The 20378-nt window shown below is 52.2% G+C and carries 18 protein-coding genes; 12 read left to right on the top strand and 6 right to left on the bottom strand.

Going from position 1 to position 20378, the window contains the following annotated elements; genetic code table 11:
- The first annotated feature begins 21 nt into the window (after window positions 1-21).
- Window positions 22-606, top strand: coding sequence for an ester cyclase (locus GOX63_RS19100; protein ID WP_170328207.1), 585 nt, complete (start codon window positions 22-24; stop codon window positions 604-606).
- Window positions 607-952: 346 nt separating this feature from the next.
- Here the strand turns inward: GOX63_RS19100 and GOX63_RS19095 are convergent, their stop codons facing one another.
- The gene (locus GOX63_RS19095) at window positions 953-1411 is read right to left on the bottom strand and encodes a hypothetical protein (protein ID WP_254436020.1); all 459 of its coding nucleotides are present in this window, start codon (window positions 1409-1411) and stop codon (window positions 953-955) included.
- Between the two features lie 263 nt (window positions 1412-1674).
- Between GOX63_RS19095 and wrbA the strand changes: the two genes are divergently transcribed.
- Window positions 1675-2274: an NAD(P)H:quinone oxidoreductase gene (gene wrbA / locus GOX63_RS19090; RefSeq protein ID WP_170546820.1), complete on the top strand. Its 600-nt coding sequence runs from the start codon at window positions 1675-1677 to the stop codon at window positions 2272-2274.
- A 622-nt stretch (window positions 2275-2896) separates the two neighbouring features.
- Here the strand turns inward: wrbA and GOX63_RS19085 are convergent.
- The 4 genes from GOX63_RS19085 to GOX63_RS19070 are packed head-to-tail and all read right to left on the bottom strand — an operon-like array spanning window position 2897 to window position 6859.
- Window positions 2897-4342, bottom strand: a complete 1446-nt coding sequence (locus tag GOX63_RS19085; RefSeq protein WP_170546818.1) for an NAD-dependent succinate-semialdehyde dehydrogenase — start codon at window positions 4340-4342, stop codon at window positions 2897-2899.
- Window positions 4343-4383: 41 nt separating this feature from the next.
- Window positions 4384-5304 (bottom strand): flavin reductase family protein, encoded by a 921-nt coding sequence (locus GOX63_RS19080; RefSeq protein ID WP_170546815.1) that lies wholly within the window; start codon window positions 5302-5304, stop codon window positions 4384-4386.
- A gap of 25 nt (window positions 5305-5329) precedes the next feature.
- On the bottom strand, window positions 5330-5923 hold the full coding sequence (locus GOX63_RS19075; RefSeq protein WP_170328211.1) for an amino acid synthesis family protein: 594 nt from the start codon (window positions 5921-5923) through the stop codon (window positions 5330-5332).
- Between the two features lie 60 nt (window positions 5924-5983).
- Window positions 5984-6859, bottom strand: a complete 876-nt coding sequence (locus tag GOX63_RS19070) for an NAD(P)-dependent oxidoreductase (protein ID WP_170328212.1) — start codon at window positions 6857-6859, stop codon at window positions 5984-5986.
- Window positions 6860-6966: 107 nt separating this feature from the next.
- On the opposite strand from GOX63_RS19070, the gene GOX63_RS19065 reads away from it, so the two are divergent.
- The 9 genes from GOX63_RS19065 (at window position 6967) to GOX63_RS19025 (ending at window position 17650) form a co-directional block, all read left to right on the top strand.
- Entirely contained in the window at window positions 6967-7644 is a 678-nt protein-coding gene (locus GOX63_RS19065; RefSeq protein ID WP_170328213.1) for a DUF4286 family protein, read from the top strand.
- 5 nt (window positions 7645-7649) lie between these two features.
- The gene (locus GOX63_RS19060) at window positions 7650-8843 is read left to right on the top strand and encodes an amidohydrolase family protein (RefSeq protein WP_170328214.1); all 1194 of its coding nucleotides are present in this window, start codon (window positions 7650-7652) and stop codon (window positions 8841-8843) included.
- Between the two features lie 66 nt (window positions 8844-8909).
- A complete protein-coding gene (locus GOX63_RS19055) occupies window positions 8910-9947 on the top strand; it encodes a C4-dicarboxylate TRAP transporter substrate-binding protein (protein ID WP_170328215.1) in 1038 nt (345 codons plus the stop codon).
- A 102-nt stretch (window positions 9948-10049) separates the two neighbouring features.
- Entirely contained in the window at window positions 10050-11993 is a 1944-nt protein-coding gene (locus GOX63_RS19050) for a TRAP transporter large permease (protein ID WP_170328216.1), read from the top strand.
- Window positions 11994-12081: 88 nt separating this feature from the next.
- Window positions 12082-13788 (top strand): thiamine pyrophosphate-binding protein, encoded by a 1707-nt coding sequence (locus GOX63_RS19045; protein WP_170328217.1) that lies wholly within the window; start codon window positions 12082-12084, stop codon window positions 13786-13788.
- An 11-nt stretch (window positions 13789-13799) separates the two neighbouring features.
- Window positions 13800-15338 carry a 4-hydroxyphenylacetate 3-hydroxylase family protein gene (locus GOX63_RS19040; RefSeq protein ID WP_170328218.1) on the top strand — a complete coding sequence of 513 codons (1539 nt, stop codon included), beginning with the start codon at window positions 13800-13802 and terminating at the stop codon, window positions 15336-15338.
- A 3-nt stretch (window positions 15339-15341) separates the two neighbouring features.
- Window positions 15342-16532, top strand: coding sequence for a CaiB/BaiF CoA transferase family protein (locus GOX63_RS19035; protein WP_170328219.1), 1191 nt, complete (start codon window positions 15342-15344; stop codon window positions 16530-16532).
- A gap of 2 nt (window positions 16533-16534) precedes the next feature.
- A complete protein-coding gene (locus GOX63_RS19030; protein ID WP_170328220.1) occupies window positions 16535-16915 on the top strand; it encodes a YciI family protein in 381 nt (126 codons plus the stop codon).
- 258 nt (window positions 16916-17173) lie between these two features.
- A complete protein-coding gene (locus GOX63_RS19025; RefSeq protein ID WP_170328221.1) occupies window positions 17174-17650 on the top strand; it encodes a hypothetical protein in 477 nt (158 codons plus the stop codon).
- 978 nt (window positions 17651-18628) lie between these two features.
- Here the strand turns inward: GOX63_RS19025 and GOX63_RS19020 are convergent.
- Complete coding sequence (locus GOX63_RS19020; RefSeq protein WP_170328222.1) at window positions 18629-19090, bottom strand: cupin domain-containing protein; 462 nt, start codon at window positions 19088-19090, stop codon at window positions 18629-18631.
- 140 nt (window positions 19091-19230) lie between these two features.
- Between GOX63_RS19020 and GOX63_RS19015 the strand changes: the two genes are divergently transcribed.
- Window positions 19231-20241, top strand: coding sequence for a helix-turn-helix domain-containing protein (locus GOX63_RS19015; RefSeq protein WP_170328223.1), 1011 nt, complete (start codon window positions 19231-19233; stop codon window positions 20239-20241).
- Window positions 20242-20378: the final 137 nt, after the last annotated feature.

The raw sequence follows: 20378 nt of genomic DNA, 5'->3' as shown, positions 1-20378 counted from the left end.
CAGGTACCGAAAGGAATACTGATGAAACCGACCACATTGATGACCACCCTCGCAGCAACAGCCTTGTTCGCCGTGCCTGCGTTCGCAGAAGAGGCGGCGCTGAAAGCGCGCATCGCCGAGTTGGAAGCTCAGCTGGCCGAATACGAGGCTGAAAAAGAACTCGAAGCCGCGAATGTCGCCCTTTATGACAAAATGGACCTGGAAGCATTTACAGCGCATGACATGGAAACGATCGGTGAAATCCATGCCCATGATGTCAAAGTTATCTTTCCGGATGGCTCGCTGACTGAGGGCATGTTTCCAGCCCACGAAGCTCAGATTGACTGGCTGTTCACGACTTTCTCTGACATCACCATTCCTGAACATCCCATTAAATTTGGCTCCGGCGAATGGACTGCTGGCCTAAGTGTGACAAAGGGAACTTGGGACAGCCCTATGCACTTGCCCGATGGGCGTGTCCTGGAACCCAGCGGCAAGCCGTTTGAACACAACGTTGTGACGCTCGTGCGTTGGGAAGCCGGTCAGATCGCAGAGGAGTATGTCATGTGGGACAACTTCGACCTCTACGCGCAGATTGGTGCCCTGGAAGGTATGATTTGTAAGTAGAAAATTGTGGTGGCGGGAATAACCGCCACCAACTGAAGTTACTAAAGGCTTCTTAGAATTACTAGGAAAGTATCGGTTCCATCAATGATCTTAGGAATAGCGTCGGAGGTAAGGGAAGCGAATTACCTTGACGGCTTTCGGTATTATCCTGGTTGTGTCGCAAATCTTTTTGATCGCAGCATTGGTGGAATCGGTAAATTCGTTTTCCTGCCAGCTGGAAAACAGTTGAAACAGAGAGAGACCGGGCGTGAACTGGCTATGCACAGTTTGCCAACTTAGGTCGGAACGTTTCGAGCGGTATTCAAATGCCAGAGGGATTTTGCGACAGAACCTCGGGAAAGTCGTATCAAACGAAGCGTAGAGTAGGATCGCAACCTATTATCCGCGGCACCATTTCCATGGCGATCACACGCGCGTCCATTGGTTTGACCAGTTCAATTGCATCATCGTGACCGAAGGATTTGAAGAAGGAAATGAATGATTGCCCGTTGGTCAGGTATGTGAGCTCAGTCTCGTCGGGTTGACGTACCTTGGCAATTAAATCCGATGACCTCCACAGTAGAATTGCTGTTTCGATTACTTCGACGCCTACGGCTTCATAATCTGCATCATTAAACCCCGCTGCTACACCTGCACTTTTTTCTATCAAGCACCGATAGCCCATTCTCTGCAACCGAAGGGCCGACTGGGGTGTCATCGCGACTCGATCCTCACCGTCCAGTATTTCTTTTGGAGTGCCGATTTTCATGTTGCGACCTTTCTTTCCCAACTCGAACGGAATCCTCGCTTCCTTCAAACCACCCAAGATCTTCATCCCTGAAAACCACCACTCTCAAGCTAGACGCAACGCCGTCATTCCAATTTCAGCCCAAGACGAAAAAAGGGCAGTGCTGTCTCCATGGGCACCTTTACCAACAAAGATAGGCCCGCATCGACATCAATGTCCGCAATTCATGTTCAGGGTTTGTGAATATTGACATTTTTAAAAGGTATGTAGCATAACTATAATGTGTTGCCAAATAAAATCGCTAAGGCAAACGACTTTCAAAAAATTCAAAGGAGTTGGACATGAGTAAGGTCCTTGTTCTGTATCATTCAATGTATGGGCATGTTGAGCAGATGGCAGAAGCCATTGCTGAAGGAGCCAGGAGTGCCGGCGCTGATGTAGACATCAAACGCGTGCCCGAGACGGTACCTGAGGAAGTTGCTCAATCTTCCGGCTTCAAACTAGACCAGCAGGCGCCTGTCGCTGAAGTAAATGATTTGCCGAATTACGATGCAATCATCCTCGGAGCAGGTACGCGATACGGTCGCCTTCCATCGCAAATGGCTGCGTTTCTTGACCAGACCGGCGGGCTTTGGATGAAGGGTGCATTTAATGGTAAAGTCGGGGGCGCTTTCGTCGCCACAGCGACGCAGCATGGCGGTCAGGAACTCACGCTGATGTCGCTCATTCACAACTTGATGCATTTCGGAATGACCATTGTGGGCCTTGACTACGGATTTCAGGCGCAAATGGGAGTTGATGAGGTGAAAGGTGGTGCACCCTACGGTGCAACGACGATCACCGACGGAGATGGAAGCCGCATGCCCAGTTCTGTCGATCTTGACGGAGCACGCTATCAAGGTCGGCGTATCGCAGAAGTAGCAAACAAACTTTTCGACTAATCCGAAAAACTCGGTATTCGCGGATACTTGTTCGCGGATACCTTTCTGCACACGCTCGATTTTACAATCCAGAGCTTGTTCGTTGCGTTTTACATTAGTTTAATGAAAATACGGTAAGTAACTTCTTCTGAAAGTCTTTTTCATATTTCGATGATTGGCTCGACTGGTCAGTTGGTATCGGACCTGTCCGGCAAAAGGAAAACAATGCCATTTCGTTCATTCCCCTTGGGCCATCTTACTTGATCAGCAACGCTAGGCTTTAAGGCTAACTCACGGTCCCAACACTAGGGAAAGCGTGATGATAGATAACGTTTAGCTACGCCCGTATCATTACGGTTTGCGTAGGTCGCTTTTGGCCCTTCCGCCTCAAGTTTAGGGGCACCCAAGCCATTCAGAAGCTATAACTGCGATACAGTTCCTCAACATTAACGCTAACTACATACACTTAGGTCATATAACCGAATTATGTATTTTAGATTCTGCGCCAGTACTTCGTTGTTAATCTGGGCGAAGTACTGGCGCGCCGATGGACAGGTTTTTGGGGGTACGAGCCATCGGCTAACTTGTTAGTTGGACGAACGTACACAAAGTGCACTCTGAGCGTGTGGGTGGACCTGGAAAATCAAACCGACATGCACATGTATTTTAGTTCGAGATAGTCCTCGATCCCATATTTGGAGCCTTCCCGGCCTTGCCCAGATTGCTTGATCCCACCAAACGGTGCGACTTCGGTAGAAATCAAACCTGTGTTGATACCGACAATTCCGGCTTCAATCTGCTCAGCAACGCGCCAAACCCGGGACAAATCATTGGCGTAAAAATATGAAGCTAGTCCTACCTCTGTGTCATTCGCCTGTTGAATCACGTCTTCTTCTGTTTCAAAGCGGAATATGGGCGCCAAAGGACCGAATGTCTCTTCATTCGCCACGGCCATGTCTTTTGTTATCTCGGAGATGACAGTGGGAGAGATGTAGTTTTCACCCAATTCTGTGGTCCCCCCTCCTAACACTATCTTCCCGCCTTTTGCGACGGCGTCATCGATGTGTTGCTGGACTTTGACCACCGCATTGTTGTCAATCAACGGCCCAATGTGGGTTTCCGAAGACAGGCCATCGCCCACTCTGAGTTTCCCAACTTTTTCCGCCAGCTTATTGACGAATTCATTGTAAATACCCGATTGAGCGTAAATCCGATTTGCACATACGCAGGTCTGCCCAGCATTGCGGAACTTTGATGCGATGGCACCGTCAACTGCTGCATCAATATCAGCGTCATCAAAAACAATGAACGGGGCGTTGCCACCCAGTTCGAGGCTGAGTTTTTTGATCGTCGACGCGCTTTGGCTCATCAGAATGCGACCGACTTCGGTAGATCCTGTGAACGAGATTTTTGAAACAATCGGGCTTTCGCAGAAGAGCTTTGACAACCCACGGGTATCGCGACCGGTAATGGTCTGATAAGCGTCTCTAGGAACCCCTGCTTTATAGGCCAATTCTTGCAATGCCATGGCAGACAATGGTGTAAGCGTGGCTGGTTTCACAACCACGGAGCATCCTGCGGCAAGCGCTGGCGCAACCTTGCGGGTTATCATCGCATTCGGAAAGTTCCACGGCGTAATTGCAACTACCAGGCCAACAGGCTGTTTCAGCACAACCAGCCGCTTGTCCGGCATGTGTCCTGGAATTACGTCACCATAGATTCTTTTAGCTTCTTCCCCAAACCATTCGATGAAGGATGCGCCATACGCAATTTCGGCTTTCGCTTCGGACAGGGGTTTGCCCATCTCAAGAGTCAGGATTTCAGCGAGTTCGCTCTGATGCTCCATGACCAGTTCGAACCACCTGCGCAGAATCTGCGCTCGTTCCTTACCGGTTTTGGCGGCCCATTCACCTTGCGCTTGTTTCGCGCTCTCAAGAACCGTCTGTGTGCGGCCAACGTCGAGATCCGGTACATGTCCCACGGTTTTTCCATTGGCGGGATTTTTAACGGCAATTGGGTTGGGGCCGAGCAGATTGTCCGAGTGCGAACTGGCGAGATAGCCGAGGAGCAGTGGTCTTACCTGAGTCATGGAGTCTCCGATTTTTGGAGTATCGATTTTCTGCTGTCGTCTTACCCGGACACGGGATGGACATTTCCACCAGCAGCGGGGCCAACATAAAGACCGAAAATCTGGTTTTGGTGTTCGACACGAAAGCGGTCCAGAATCCGTTTGAGAGTGTCAGTCTCCAGAACTGACATGTCGAGGCTTTCCAGGTCGAAAAACTGGCCGTTTGAACAGACAGCGTCGTTTGTTGTTGTACGGTAGACGACCTCCTGCGGTTTGCCGGATTCATCGTCAAAAACCGAGTATAGGAAACCGACATTCGCGTTCAGGCCATGAGCGTGCAGAATTCCTTCTAGAGCGGGAAGCGTTGCCTCTCCTTTCTCAAGAACGCGCCGGGGAAGTTTTAGTGTTCCAGCTTCCTTGCCGGGAGTGAGGAAAACCTTTCCGTCGCACTCTACGATTGTACTGACTGCAATCCTGTTGTCGTTCGGGCGTTGCGCGACTTTGCGTTCAAGGTCCATCGTAACGTAGCCGCCACGCGCATAACCCAACGGACCGCCATCGTTTGTCGCAAACCCTTCAACCTTGCCGACGAGTATGAAATGGTCACCGGCGTCAAAGACATCATGAACTGTGCAATCGAACCAGCTTAGCACGTCGTCGATCACGGGATTCCCGGCAGGACCCTGAGTCCAAGATGCCTTCTCGAATTTCTCCGGGCTCTTCGAGGCAAAAAGGTTTGACGTTTCGATCTGGCCTTCGGCAAGAATGTTGACGGCAAAGCCCGATGCATTGCGAAAGACGTCAGCACTAAAAGCCGTGTTTGCGATACAGATTAGCAATAGCGGGGGGTCAAGAGAAACCGAAGAAAATGAATTGGCTGTAAAGCCGCGTGGCGTGCCATCTTCTTCCTTTGTCGTCACGACTGTGACGCCGGTCATGAATGTTCCGAATGCATTTCGAAGCTCGATGGCGTTAGTCGTCATCACCTTGTTCCCCGTTGCTATTGCATTACTCTGTAATGTCTGTGTCACCCAAGATGGCCAGATCCTGATACCGGTCACCGATGCGGTGATGCGGGCGTCCACCATTCGCGGCCCCCAACACAATCAGAATCTCATCCGGTCCAGGCGCGTCAGCGACCGTGAACTGCATCGTCAGGAAATGTGACCGCTGGCCCTCGTCGTGTTTGTGTGCCAGCGGCATGAGGATCTGCATCCCTGCTGGGCCGCGGACATTTGTCGACGCGAGAAAACTCTTGGCTCCGACCGCCTTGCGGTAGTTGTTCCCAAAACGCAGTGTGTGGATAAGACCGCACCCATGTTCGATCTCGCCATTGAGACCCACGACAACGGCCTTGCCATAGGCTTCGATATTGTCCGGCGATCCCGCGAGCTTAAGGATTTGTTCGGTCAACAAGACGCCCAAATCTGGGGCGATAGCTTGGATCGCAGGTTGCAGGTCTTCAACATAGCCCTGCCCGGCCCATGGATTTTGGATAACCACGCCCGCAGCATAAAGATCGAGAGGTTTTGCTGCTGACTTCCCTCCTTCGATCAACGTTGTTTCTGTTTGGGTGACGATTTTCCGGATTTCGGGCTTCATTGCTTTACCTGATATTAGCAAACTATTTAAAATAGCTATACAACATAGCTAAGAATTATGTCAAGGAAACTTTTTTGAAGCAACCGTAATGCTTTCGGCCACATCCCTTTCCCCAAGTCCGGCGCTTACCGCCTTTTCGAACCGCGGCAGAACGGTGTCGATCAGATCGGTCTCAAACCCGATTTCGCGAGCAGCGTCCTGAATAACCTGCAAATCCTTTACAACCAGAGATGAACTACCGAGTGGCTCCGGGAACTCTCGTGATGCCATCATTGGCCCGCGCATCTTCAGCTGATTAGAGCCTGCGCCACTGTCTTTCAGAATTTCGACTACAAGGCCTGAATCCAGGCCCAGGGCTTCCGAAAAGCGGATCGCTTCCTGTGCGGCGAAGATATGCGCGCCCACAAGCATGTTGGCGATATATTTCAACTTCGAGCTATTTCCGAATTCACCGCAATAGATTACCTGATCGAGACAGTTCTTCAAAAGCGGCTGAACCGTCTGAAAACAAGATTCGTCACCGCTGGTAAGAATAAGCCCTTTCCGGTCTTTCGCCATGCCTGGCGTTCCTGAGACCGGGCAATCCAGCAAGTCGCCTCCTCGTTCACGCAGATTGTCTCTCAACTTCAATTTTTCGGTAACGGGGAAAACACCCAGCTCAATGACAATTGGTGCGGGAGAGTTCAGGGTCAGGAATTCTTCGACAGTTTCCTGCAGAGAGGCAAGCGTCGGCAAGCAGGTGAAAACCACCCGCGCTTTGAGCGCAACATCAGCTGCACCTTCGGCGGCAAAACCTCCAGCCTCACGAAACTGCGCCATATCAGACCGCCGATACCCGTGTACTGCCACTCCGCGCGCAATCAAGTTCTGAGCCAGCACCAACCCCAGGCTTCCCAAGCCGATAAAGCCTGCCTTTTTGTAATCGTATTGATTCATTTCTTACTCCCGACCCCGCCAGAACGCCGATGTGCAACGTGGCGTTGACAAGCATTTATAACTAATATAAATAGCTATCTTACATTACTAAATAACGGGGTGCAACTGTGAAGCGATCCACAATACTTTTCTCCGAAATGACCCCAGATGCGTCGTGGGAACAGGAATTCCATGACTGGTACAATGACGAGCACATTCCCGTTCGGATGGCGGTCAAAGGGTTTCAGGGCGCGCGTCGTTATGCGGCAAGCGACAATGGCGGGTATCTAGCGGTTTATGAAATGGATGGTCCGGATGTGTTGCAAGGACCAGCCTATGCCGAGGTCAAAGGTAAGCCATCAGAACTGACCAAGCGAATGCTCAGTGAGGTAAAGGGATTCACCCGATACACCGGCAACACTTATTCCGTGAAATGCCAGCCGGGGCTCAGCTACGAAGAGGCACTGGACTCACCTTTCCTTTACAGTGTTCTGTTTCGGGTTCCCGCAGACGAATATGGCGATTTCAACAACTGGTACGAAAAAGATCACGTACCAACCCTGATGGAATGCGAAGATTGGCTGATGGTGCGTCGTTTCGATGTTTTTGACGGCCATCCCGAGAACTTTACCCATTTGGCCCTGCATCACCTGCGCGACTTGTCCGCGCTGGACAGCGATGCACGTGCAAAGGCCCGTGCATCTGATTGGCGTGCCCTGCTGGCGGACAGAACCTGGTTCAAGGGGACATACCGAACGTTTCGCCATATGCGCAGTTTCGAGTCCACCCACGACAAGCAGGAGTGACAGCAATGAAGTCTGCCATCGTGAACTTGGGCACAATTGTCTCCGGCTCTTCGCGCGACCCATTCGTTGATGCAGATTCGATTTTGATGTCGGACGGGCTGATTAAGAAGGTCGGAACACTTAGCGATGAAGATACTTCAGCCTGCGACGTTGTGATCGATGCCGCAGGTGCGACCGCCGTACCCGGTTTTATCGACAGCCATGTCCACATAACGTTTGGCGACTACACGCCGCGTCAACGAACCGTTGGGTATCTGGAAAGCTATCTTCACGGCGGGACCACTACCTCGATCAGTGCCTCCGAAGTTCATACACCCGGCCGCCCCAAGGATCCCGAAGGGGTCAAGGCGCTGGCCGTTGCTGCGCAACGCTGTTTTGCCGAATATCGTCCGGGCGGCATGCGGGTTCACGCAGGTTCTGTCATCCTGGAGCCGGGCGTGACGCCGGAAGATCTGAAAGAGATCGCCGAAAAAGGTGTCTGGCTGGCAAAGGCCGGATTTGGGGCCTTTGAAACCCCATTTGACTACGCGCCGCTGGTTCGTGCTTCGCGAGAAGCGGGAATGATTACCACAGCACATACGGGCGGCGCGTCGATCCCCGGTTCCTCGGCCATAACTGGCGATCACATACTAGAAATGAACCCGCATGTGTCTTTTCACATCAACGGCGGCCCGGTTGCCATGCCAGACCGGGACTTCGACAGGATCGCAGCGGAAAGCGATATCGCAATGCAGGTCTGCACGGCCGGAAATCTGCGGACAACTTTGCTGTGCGCCAATGTCGCCAAGACGCGGAATGTATGGGATCGCTTTCTGATTGCGACCGACACGCCGACCGGGTCCGGGATCATGCCGCTTGGAATGATGTACACGATGGTCAACATCGCGTCACTGTCGGAGATTCCACCCGAGGATCTGATCGCGGCGGCTACCGGCCATGTGGCTGATGTCTATGGCCTAAACAGCGGGTATATCGCACCGGGCCGCGAAGCCGATATCGTTCTGCTGGATGCGCCACTGGGCGGCACGCAAAATACGGCGCTCGACGCAATGAAGCATGGCGACATTGTAGCTATCGGAGGGGTTTTGACAGCAGGTGTTCCCAGATTTGTGGGCCGAAGCCGAAACACTCCGCCAACCATCCGAAATGTTCAGGTGGCCCGGAACACATGTCCAGCAGACTTTTCCGGGATGGCCTAGGAAGAGTTGTCCTCAGATCGGACAGCAGGCGAACAGAAACTGGCCGTTTTTTTACGGGAGGATATCATGAACTTGAATGGAATAATTCTATTGGCAGCTGGCTGTCTATCTTTGACAACTGTTGCGGGCAATGCCGACCAACTGTACCTGACTGCAGGTGCCAGCCATCCACCGGTATCACCAGAAGTCGGTGCGATAAAAGAGGTTGTCGTCCCGCGTTCGGTGGAGCAACTGCAATCCTTGGGGCATAAGGTCGAGTGGACTGAGGCTTATGCTGGTGCGCTTTACAATTTTAAGAATACTTTGGAAGGGGTCGAAACAGGGTTGGCGGATATAGGTTGGGTTGGAACCCTGTTTGAACCGGCGAAGATGCCGCTTCAGAATATTGCCTATTACACACCTTTCTTGACCACAGACGTGAAGGCCGTTTCAGAAGTCATGCATGAATTGCATGAACAATTTCCTGAAATGAACGGTGCCTGGACGTCCCAGAACACTGTATATCTCGGTCAGAGCGTCGCTGACAGCTATCAGATTATCACTACTCAACCAGTGAACTCATTCTCTGATCTTGAGGGAATGAAACTCATGACCGGCGGGGCCGCATCAACTTGGCTGACTGGAACTGGCGCAGTGGCAGTCAATGGTGGTGTTCCGGCCTACTACAACAACATTCAGACCGGTGTGGCCGATGGCGCGGTCATCACGCCCAGTCTGATGATGGCCTTCAAACTGTATGAGGTGGCCCCGTATGTCACCATCGTTGACCTGGGTATTCCCGCGTCAGGTGGCTTGGCGATGAACCTAGATACATGGTCTGGACTGGACGCTGAATCGCAGGAAGTGTTCCGCGGTCTGGGTCGGGATTACTCCAGCGCGGTGGTTGAGCGGTTCCTCGCGGCTGAAGCCAAAGCCATGGAAGTCATGGAAGCAAATGGGGCAACGATTTCAACCCTCCCCGAGGAAGAACGTCAGAAATGGATTAATGCGTTACCTGATGTTTCGGGCGAATGGGTTGCTCGGGTCGAAGCAGAAGGGCTGCCGGGTCAGGCGCTCATGGATGCCTATGTCCACGGCCTGAGTGAACGTGAAGCCTTGCGCTAACCATATCTCCCCGAAGGGAGTTAGCTCAAGATTTGGCTACTCCCTAAACTATGGGCGCATCCCTGCGCCCATTTTTTTCCAGTCGCCAGCGGAAACAGTTTCATGACCGAAGCTTTGACAAATACCCTGCAGCCTCGAAGGCTCCCTGCCGCGTTGCAACGCGTTTATGATAGTATCACATTGGGTTTTAGCACCCTTGGGATGCTAACTATTTTGGCGCTGATGATACTCATTTGTGCTGACGTGTTCGCCCGCAGTCTTTTCGACTTTCCCATTCGCGCGGCAAATGAACTGATCGGGTATTTCATTGTAAGCGCTTTCTTTCTGCAGTTGCCCCGAAGCCTAGGTCAAGGTCGCGTTGCGCGGGCCGAACTGATTATTGATCCGTTGAAGCTCAACAAACCGTTTGCAGGGTTCCTGCTTGACGCCATCTATTTTTTGCTGACTGCACTTGTTTGTTATCTCATCGCAGATGGCGTCACAGATGGCGCACTGACAGCGTATCAGGACGGCGAAATTTCCGGCGTTCCGGGTGATTTCACGTTTCAGATTTGGCCTTTCAAGTTTGTGATCGTTCTTGGTGCAGCAATATCCTGCGTCGCCTGTCTGACGCTTACCGTTCGTTCGGCTCTGACGGCCTTTTCATCTGATGCCCTAGGGCAGCCTAAGGGATGGCTAGCGTTATGCTTTATTGTCCTGGCAGTAGTCATGATACTGGTGGCGCCAAGCGCTATCGAACTTTCGCGCAACGGCATCGGAATATTGATGATTGGATCTCTGGTTTTCTTTGTGATTTTCGGAGCCCCGATCTCAACAACGCTCATTCTGGTTTCGATCATCGGAATATGGCTGATGAAAGGCACCCCCGTGCTGGGAATCCGAGCGTTGGTTCTGGCGAGCAGTGAATACCTCGCCAGCTACTACTTTGCGGTTGTTCCTCTCTTCGTGATGATGGGACTTATCGTCAGCGAAAGCGATATCGGCAAGAACACCTTCGACGTCGTACGGCATTTGACTAAAAGACTGACCGCTGGTCTTGGGATCGCGACGATCGGGGCCAATGCAGTTTTTGCCGCAATCACCGGATCATCAATCGCATCGGCCGCCGTGTTTTCTAAAATTGCCGCCCCAGAATTGATGCGTCACGGATATACGCCGCGCTTTGCTGTGGGCGTCGTTGCGGGCAGTTCGGTTTTGGGCATGCTGATTCCGCCCAGTATCCTGCTAATCGTATTTGGTTTTCTGGCAGAGGCGTCCGTCGGCAAGCTGTTCATTGCGGCTATCTTGCCAGGGATTCTGCTGGCGCTCAGTTTTTGCGTCGGATTGTTGGTGATTGCTAAGTTTTGGCCGGCTTTTCTTGGCGACCCCGATCATGACGACAGTGAGGAAAGCGATAATCTGCATAGCTCATTATACAAGGTTGCCCCAATCATCGGGCTGATGATTCTGGTGATCGGAGGTATTTACGCTGGGTTCTTCACGCCGACGGAATCCGGGGCCATTGGTGCGCTCGGCGCGCTGGTAATCGCAATTGCGCAGCGTAAAATGAATGTAGTGAAATTCTGGAAAGTAGTTCGGGAAACCGGACATGTCACTGTAACCGTACTTTTCCTGATCCTGGCGGCAAATCTGTTTTCCCGCTTCATCGCGCTTTCAGGGATACCCCAGCATCTGACAAGCTTCATAGAAAATGCCGATCTAACTCTGATCGCCTTCACACTGATTTATGTGGCTCTGTTGGTCGCGCTGGGGATGATTCTGGATTCGGTTTCGATAATGTTAATTGTCGTCCCGCTTGCCCTTCCGCTTGTGCAGGCATTGGGCGGGGATGTGATCTGGTTCGGCATTGTGACGGTGGTCGCTGTGGAGGTCGGGTTGCTAACGCCCCCGGTCGGCCTGACTTGCTTTGTTGTCAAGAGCTCCATGGCAGATCCCAGAATCACATTGCGAAGCGTCTTTGAGGGCGCGTTTCCTTTTGCCCTGATCATGTTGATAGTGATCGGAGTACTCATTGCATTCCCCCAAATCAGCCTGTTGTTGATTTGATTGGCACAATAATTACCTATTTGACATAGCGATATTATATAGGTTATATACGTGTGTACCCATCAAACTAGTGTCCCGGGAGAGCAAATTGAAAAATCAGATTGATGAGATGACGGCAGCCCAAGCCATCGTGGATGGTTTGATCCGGGAAGGCATCAAATACGTATTTGGCATTACCGGTGACACCGTACTGCCGTTGCTGGATGCATTGCACGCCCGTCAGGATGAGATCACCTATGTCACCGCACGCGGTGAAATGAGTGCGACCTCAATGGCTGACGCCTACAGTCGGATCACTGGCGAAGTGGCCTGTTGCCTTTTCCATGTCGGGCCAAGCGTTGCCTATTCCGTTCTCGGAACCTGGTCCGCCCACAAGGACTGGGTGCCACTTCTAATTCTGTCCGCCAACATGGACCGCTACCGTTTGCGTCGGAACATCTGGCACGAGTTTGATGTCGAGGGCGTTTTCTCGAAGATCACGAAATGGAACGACCAACTGGTCGAGGCAAAAGACAGCCGACGCCTGCTGCGCAGCGCATTGCAGGCCGCCAAATCTGGGATGCCTGGCCCCGTTCACATCGATCTGCCCAAGGATCTGTTCAACCAGCCGGTCAATGTCAGCAGCGCTGATCTTTCGCTGAAAGGCGCGACGCATATGGGGATGGTCGAGAACGCGGTGCGCCCCTCGCAGCCAGCGGTGGATCGCGCAGTTGAACTACTCGCAAGCGCAAAATCACCCGTTATTATCGCTGGACGCGGTGTCATGTGGGCCAGAGCGTTCGACGAGCTTGTAACCTTTGCCGAAACAACCGGCGTTCCGGTTGTGACAACGGAAACGGGCCGCGGCGCCCTCTCCGAAGATCACCCGCTCTGTGCTGGTCTCGTGGGACACTTCGGTCGACAAACCGCTAATGAAATTACCGCACAAGCTGACGTTATCCTCGGTCTTGGCACCGGCTTCCTAAACGTTAACACGATCAACTGGCAGCTTATCCCTGAGGAAACTAAGGTCATTCAAGTTGAAACCGACCCGCAGGAACTTGGCAAGCAATACGCCGTGGAACTGGGTGTTCACGCGTGTTCTGGTGAGTTCCTGAGGGACGTTCTGGCCACCTACCAAGCAGCTGGACACAATAGGGATGACAGTGCCACGCGGGCACGTATCGCAGTTCTCAAGGATCGAGAGCGCGCGCTTTACTATGACACCGATCTGGACGCGAGCCCGATCAAATCCCAATACATAACCAAGGCAATTGAAGAGGTTTTTGACGAAGACGCCATCTATGCCATTGGCTCGGGATACCACACGCATTTCGCAAACTTCCTGACTGTACGAAAGCCCGACCAGTATCTGTGGCCGGCAGGATCCGGAACGCTTTGCTATGCCTTCGCGGCTGGTCTGGGTGCCAAGATGGCGCGACCTGATCGTCAGGTTGTGGTTCCGATCGGTGACGGCGATTTTGGTATGAACGCGCAGGATTTGGAAACAGCCGTGCGCATGAAGCTGAACATCACGGTCGTGATCTACAACGATGTCAGCTACGGCGCGCTGCGCATCTTCCAGAAGAACACATATGACGGTCGTTACATCGGATCGCATTACGGCGAAACGGATTTCGTCAAGATGGCCGAAGCTTATGGTGCACAGGGTCTGAGGGCTGAAACGCCAGCCGAACTCAAGGCCGCGCTGGAACGCGCACGCGATGCCGATGTCTGCACGGTGATCGACGCACGGATCGACGAATGGGAACCGGCGCACCGTGCCGCAGAATTCGGCGAGTTTCATAAATTCTAAGGAGAACTGACATGACTTCCTTCAATAACGACGGACGGTTCACTGGAAAAATGCGCACCGGCGCTGAATTTCTAGCTGGCATCAAAAACGATGGTCGGCAGGTGTATTACAATGGAGAATTGGTCGACGACGTGACAACGCACCCGGCCTTTGCCGAGGGCGCAAAAACCATCGCGCGCATGTTCGACATCGCCAGCGATCCGGCCAATGCCGACCTGATGACCTATAAATCACCCACGAGCGGTAATCCTGTCAGCCGCATCTGGCAAATTCCCTACTCGGTTGAGGATCTGAAGGCACGACGAGGCGCACTAGAGCGTCTGTCAGAAGAATCCTTTGGCTACTTTGGTCGTTCACCCGAGCATGTGGCGACATTCTTCGTCGGTTTCGCTTCCGAGCCAGAGGTTCTGGCAAAGAACGGTCGGCAGGATCTGGCGGACAATTGCGTCGCCCACTATGAATTCCTGCGCGACAACGACGCGTATATCACCTACACGATTGTTCCGCCCCAGATCGATCGCTCAAAACCTGCACATCAGCAAGAGCCGAGTGACCTGTACGCCGGAGTTGTGGAGGAGCGCGAAGACGGCATCGTCATCCGTGGCGCGCAAATGCTGGGCACCGGGACTGTCTACTCGGACTTTGTGCAGCTTTCGACAATCACGCCGATGCGGCCCGGTGACGAGAACTATGCGATTTCGGTCTCCATCCCGGTATGGTCGAAAGGGGTCAAAATCTTTTCGCGCCGGTCTTATGCCGATGGAGCGAATTCGATGTTCGACTATCCGATGGCCAGCCGATTTGACGAAACCGACAGCTTGCTTGTGTACGATGATGTATTCGTGCCCTGGGAAAATGTCTTTGTCTACAAAGACACCGATGTGGCGCGCGCGCAGTGGTTTGAAGGCCCGGCGCATGTCATGGGGAACAACCAGGCGCAAACTCGTTTTGTGACCAAACTGCGTTTTATGGTTGGTTTGGCGCAGAAAATCGCAGAGATGAACGGCGTCGACAAGTTGCCCCCTGTGCAGGGATTGATCGCCGATCTTGCTCTGCATGCGGCGACCTATGAGGGGCTTCTTGATGCACAGATTGCAAAGGCGGCCCCGAACCGGAATGGCGTGTACATTCCAGACAAGCAGATCACCTATGCCGCGATGACGCAGCAGTCACGTATGTACCCGCAATTCCTGGACATTATCCGAGAGCTTGCAGGGGGTGGGTTTATCCAGCTGCCGTCCAGCGTTCAAGACTTTGACAACCCTGACATGAACAATGTGATTCAGAAGTACATCCAGTCTCCGAACATGCCGGCAGACGAGCGGGTCAAGTTCATGAAACTCGCATGGGATTGTATTGGGTCCGAGTTTGCATCGCGTCATACCAGCTATGAAAAGTTCTATGCCGGGGCGCCATTCATCGTGAAGTCGCACCTTTACCGCGAATACAACTTTGGCAAATCCAAGGAACTTGTGGCCAATGCACTGGCGGGCTACGATAAAAAAGGTCGGATTGATCTTCCGACATCAGCCATCGAGAAAGCGAGCTAAGCGATGGCCGGACCTTTGGATGGAATCAAGATTCTTGAATCCACAACCATGATCACTGGCCCTCTCGCCGGGCAGATGCTGGGCGATTTGGGGGCCGAGATTACAAAGGTCGAGACCCCCAAAGGGGGCGACCTGTTCCGCACCTTTCGGGGCGGAACCTACAGCCCCTATTTCTGCGCCTACAACCGAAACAAGAAGTCGGTGGCGCTCGATCTGCGGGACGACCAGGGTCTTGATATCTACAAGAAGCTGGTCAGAGAGGCGGATGTTCTGATCGAAAACTTCCGACCGGGCGTCATGGATCGGTTGGGGCTATCTTCGGATGTACTTAAGGCGCTGAACCCGCGCCTTATCCAATGTTCGATTACCGGGTTCGGACCGGATGGCCCCTACAAGAAACGCCCCGCCTATGACACTGTCGCGCAAGCTCTCAGTGGTATGTCGAGCCTATTTCTGGGCGATGATGCCCAGATTACCGGACCGACGCTGTCTGACAATCTGACGGGAATCTTCGCCTGTTACGGTATTCAGGGCGCGCTGTTGGAACGCGAACGTACCGGCGTTGCCCGGCGCGTTGAAGTCAATATGCTCGACAGCTCGATTGCTTTCATGCCGGACCCATTCCTGAACGCCTCACTTTTGGGGATTGAACCTGGCCCCCTTATGAGGGTCAAGGCATCGCAATCCTATGCAGTTCGCTGCGCAGACAACAAGATGATTGCCATCCACATGTCCAGCCAGGAGAAATTCTGGAAGGCGATGCAGGTCTCCTTTGAGCGCGAAGACCTTGGCACTGACCCGCGCTTTGATGATCGGGTCAAGCGGATCGACAATTACCTTGAGTTAGCGCAAGAGTTTCGCGCCACCGCAGCTACGAAAGCCTCGACCTATTGGATGCAAAGGCTTGAGGAAAACGACGTCCCGCATGCTCCGGTGAACACACTGCCTGAGGTTTACGAAGATCCCCAAGTTAAGCATCTGGATACCTTCGTCACAATAACCCACCCCGAACACGGCAGCTACACCGGTACTCGGCGACCTGTCTATTTTGACGGAAGCCGTGGGGATCAGAATCTGAACCCGCCCCCTGATCTGAATGAACAAGGGGAAGAGGTTTTGAAATCTCTGGGGTTGTCCGACGACGAAATCGGCACGTGGAATGCGCATAACAAGAAACTGGTGTCCGGAGCATAGGTGTGGCCCGTCCCTCTGACAGAGCCAAGGCGCTGGCGGCGCAGATGAAATCCACGGATTTCGTCTGCGTTCGCATGTCGCCCGCAACTGATCGCGATGAAATGATGGGATTGCTTGAAGAGCATTTCGACTTTCTGATCGCGCTGGAAAAAAGCGGATACCTGTTTCTTTCCGGTCCGTTGCTTGACACCGATGGCGCGCCTTTCGGCGAAGGTATGACTATCCTGCGCGGCCTTTCCCTCGATGAAGCGCGCGATAAATGGGCTGATGAGCCATTCTGTAAAGCAGGTTTGCGAGAACCCTGCTTTCAGACTTGGCGCGTGAACGAAGGGCGTATTTCACTCAGCTTTGATTTTTCTGACGGTCAGATCGAGATCGGATAACCCGCTGGCAGGAGCGTTGAGCGCGCGATGGAAGTCAGAAAATCGTGCTGAATACTACTCGCGCTGGATTACAGCAGGCCGTGACGCAGGGAGCGGTACTTCGCCTGCTCACATTTGGCCAACCTTGGCAACCGCTCCAAAAAAAGTGAGTACCACGGCATCGTTTTGGCATCGCAAGTTCTTGCTCGCCCCTATGACGCTAGGCTCAAGGCTCATAGCCAATAGAGAGCAATGACCTTACTAGTCATTGGGGATGCAATGGATACAGAATGGGCGCAAACAATTGTTTCAAGTGAGACGCTAATTGTACCGGTGGTCGGCAATCCCGCCTCCGAGAATGACTACGCGGCCTTGCTAAGCAACCGGACTGCAAAGCTTGGTTATAACACGATCTTCATTCCAGCGGATGTACGTTCTGACGGTTTGAGCAGTGTGCTCGAGGGATTTCGAAAATTGCACAATTTGGCAGGTCTCGTACTAACAGAACCGCATGACGCTGCGGTATTGGAGTATGTCGACAGTATTTCCGACGCTGCAAAATTTGTGGGGGCGGCTACAATTGTGCGGGTAGAAGCTGACGGTGCCTGGGTTGCCGACGTGATTGATGGCAAAGCGTTAGTTCGCGAGCTCTGGAAGTCCGGGGTAGCTTTAAAAAACAGCAAGGTTCATATCTTCGGATGTGGAAGTGCCGGTGCCGCGGTTGCACATGCTGTAGCACGGGCGGGTGCGGCTTAGATTTCGGTCTCGGGCTGCTGTGTCGAGAAGGCCGAGACCTTCGTTTCCAAGTGGTCTAAACAGATTCTGGCCACTAGATTTCGTGTGGGTACAGACTGCATAAAAGCGGCCGACATTATTATCGATGCATCAGCGTCCGGCATTCAATACTGGGGTGGCGATGGTCTATTGTGTAAGCATCCTGTCATAGTTGAGACGACCACAAAATCAGTCAAGCCGGAGCTTCTCAAGGCTGAATGCTCAACCGAGCGCGGAACCATTTCGAGTATTCGGACGATAAACGGTCAAGTTGACGCAATCCTCGATTTCCTGGGATTACTACCAATCGGCTACGACATTTAGTTAGCCACTTTGCAGAGTTAATTGTGAAGCGGTTGACGCTTGCAATCGGGTTGCTTGCGAGCTTGTAAGACCGTTCGGATCGGGTGTTTGGTTCCATTGTGGACAACTCGGCGACCTATTTTTGCTTTTCCCGTCTCCGACCTTTCGGTTGCAATACAAATATCATATAGCTATAATTAAATCTTAAAACCTAAATGAAAAAATTTTGATCCGGAAACTTACGAGCTTCCGGATTCTGGAGAGGTTTATGTCGGATAGGCACGCAAAAAAGTCAGTATTCATGCCCAAGGTATTGCTGCATCTATTCAATATGTCCGAGGCTACCTGTAGGGCCGCGCAATCACGGTCAGATGACTTAGGTGCTTGGCTGCGGTACATGGATTGCGTGAAGAGGCTGGCAGGTGGAGACAAGTCTGTCTTAACCAAGCCGCTATTGAGTTCCCCCGGTTTTGTCCGTGAAGAAAAGAATATTTCTGAATTTCGGATCATTCTTCCAGTTTCGCTAGAACCTGAAGTATTTCGCGCTCCAGAAATAGGAAGTTTTCCGGAAAGAAGTTTGAGAAACCAAGAAAAATCCGCTTCAGAACCGCCCGAAAACCGGGCGGTTCAAATAGGCAATAGAGATGTTCATTGGTCTTACGGGTTAGGCTCTACTTCAAGAAAAGAATTCTCGTGGAGTTCACCCAAGCGCTTGAATTCGTCTAGGTCAGTTAGGCCATCAAGTGCAACAAATAGATCATATAGCTTGCGTGTTGGAGAAACCGCAAAAATGCACTTGGCCGGCTTGTCCGAACGGTTGTAAACGCCATGAGCCACACCCATAGGCATACGCACAGTGTCGCCCGGTTTGGCAACGTTGGGCTTTACGTTGCCTTCTTCAAATCCAAAATCGACCTGAAACTCACCTTCCAGAACCATAATGAATTCGTCTTGGGTCGGGTGAATATGCGGCGGTACGAAAGCACCGCTGGGCAAAGTCGCCTCCCACATGAAAAGGTTGTCGCAGTAAACTTTTGGGACATAAATCTGACCCAATACATTCCACTCAACGTCCTCAAGTCCTGCACCTACTTTGGTGATCCCGGATGTCTGTTCCATGAATATTTCCTCCTCAGATTCGTGTTATCCAGAGTACTGCGAAGGTTGAGAATCCTTGTCCAAATAGCGCAGGAAAAAGCCCGGAGGCAGCCATATAGCTCTTATTTCTACGGATTCAGTTGCAAGGATGTTCGGCTAGCATGAACCAACTCTCTGCCATACCCGAACCGTTAAAGTCTTACCGAATGTTTCGCTCGTCAAATGTCAATGTTGCACGGCATGCCGTCGGTCAAAAGTTCGGATCCCACGATTTACAGATTCAAGGGGGGAGATATCCGTTTGTCGCTCGATACAACCATGCACCGGGCGAGCGCCTTTCGCTGAATTACCTCAGCTACGGAAGTGCGGTCGAAATCGAACCAGGCGAACTCATCCACTATTATCAGGTTCAGCTTCCTTGGGAAGGACGCGCCGAAATATTTAGTGGGCAAGAACGGGTAGTGTCGGCACCGCAGACTGCCGTCGTACTAAACCCGGTAAGAAAAGTCAGAATGATTTGGCGGGAGGGTTGTGAACAATTGCTCCTCCATATCCACAGAAATGCCTTGCATACGGCGGCCGAAAGAATGCTGGGCTGTCATTTGCCCCAGCCTGTCCTGTTCCGGGCAAGGATGCCCCTGACCAGTTCAGCTAAAAAGGTATGGAGCCAAAAATTACTCACTTCTTTCCAGATAGCTGAGAGGAATTTAGCCTTCAATGGGACCAAGTCTCGCCGTCAGACATTGATGGAAGAGGAACTGATTACTGGCTTACTCTTGGCGCATGAAAGCTCCATCAGCCCCTTGTTGAGACTCATGGGGAATGGTTCACCTAACCCGCTGGTTAAGCGAGCCACGCGATTTATGATCGATAACCTTTCAGAAGAGATGTCCATTTCTCAAATTGCGCAAGACGCAGGATGCAGTGTACGAACAATACAAACTGCTTTCAGAGAACGAATGAGCTGCACTCCAATGCAGTTTCTTCAGAGCGCTCGATTGAATTATGCTCATTATCTGCTGCATAGTGCGCCAAAGGATAAGCTGGTTCGAAATATCGCTTATGAAGCCGGGTTCTCACATCTGGGGAGATTTTCCATTGCTTATCGGAAAGCATTTGGAACTCGCCCTGGGACGGTGCTGACCGCAGAAACCAATGCGGCCGACCGTTGAGTTTGTAAAGTCTTTGGCTTTTAGAGATTCCTAGCCCCACTAGGTCCTTCAAGTTTCAATACATCTGAGACCGTGGACGTAGCCTTAAACGCCCTATGACGTGCTTTTAAGGTGTTTTCAGATGTGGTTTTGGCGGC

The sequence above is a fragment of the Ruegeria arenilitoris genome, from assembly GCF_013031355.1.
Lineage (GTDB): Bacteria > Pseudomonadota > Alphaproteobacteria > Rhodobacterales > Rhodobacteraceae > Ruegeria > Ruegeria arenilitoris_C.
This window is presented reverse-complemented; position numbering and strand designations above follow the sequence as displayed.

What these genes read in the sequence shown, in the direction of transcription:
- GOX63_RS19070 (WP_170328212.1), bottom strand. Translation starts at nt 6,859, where the DNA reads ATGAATCAATACGATTACAAAAAGGCAGGCTTTATCGGCTTGGGAAGC.
- GOX63_RS19100 (WP_170328207.1), top strand. Translation starts at nt 22, where the DNA reads ATGAAACCGACCACATTGATGACCACCCTCGCAGCAACAGCCTTGTTC.
- GOX63_RS19060 (WP_170328214.1), top strand. Translation starts at nt 7,650, where the DNA reads ATGAAGTCTGCCATCGTGAACTTGGGCACAATTGTCTCCGGCTCTTCG.
- GOX63_RS19035 (WP_170328219.1), top strand. Translation starts at nt 15,342, where the DNA reads ATGGCCGGACCTTTGGATGGAATCAAGATTCTTGAATCCACAACCATG.
- GOX63_RS19080 (WP_170546815.1), bottom strand. Translation starts at nt 5,304, where the DNA reads ATGACGACTAACGCCATCGAGCTTCGAAATGCATTCGGAACATTCATG.
- GOX63_RS19050 (WP_170328216.1), top strand. Translation starts at nt 10,050, where the DNA reads ATGACCGAAGCTTTGACAAATACCCTGCAGCCTCGAAGGCTCCCTGCC.
- wrbA (WP_170546820.1), top strand. Translation starts at nt 1,675, where the DNA reads ATGAGTAAGGTCCTTGTTCTGTATCATTCAATGTATGGGCATGTTGAG.
- GOX63_RS19020 (WP_170328222.1), bottom strand. Translation starts at nt 19,090, where the DNA reads ATGGAACAGACATCCGGGATCACCAAAGTAGGTGCAGGACTTGAGGAC.
- GOX63_RS19075 (WP_170328211.1), bottom strand. Translation starts at nt 5,923, where the DNA reads ATGAAGCCCGAAATCCGGAAAATCGTCACCCAAACAGAAACAACGTTG.
- GOX63_RS19015 (WP_170328223.1), top strand. Translation starts at nt 19,231, where the DNA reads ATGAACCAACTCTCTGCCATACCCGAACCGTTAAAGTCTTACCGAATG.
- GOX63_RS19025 (WP_170328221.1), top strand. Translation starts at nt 17,174, where the DNA reads ATGGATACAGAATGGGCGCAAACAATTGTTTCAAGTGAGACGCTAATT.
- GOX63_RS19085 (WP_170546818.1), bottom strand. Translation starts at nt 4,342, where the DNA reads ATGACTCAGGTAAGACCACTGCTCCTCGGCTATCTCGCCAGTTCGCAC.
- GOX63_RS19055 (WP_170328215.1), top strand. Translation starts at nt 8,910, where the DNA reads ATGAACTTGAATGGAATAATTCTATTGGCAGCTGGCTGTCTATCTTTG.
- GOX63_RS19040 (WP_170328218.1), top strand. Translation starts at nt 13,800, where the DNA reads ATGACTTCCTTCAATAACGACGGACGGTTCACTGGAAAAATGCGCACC.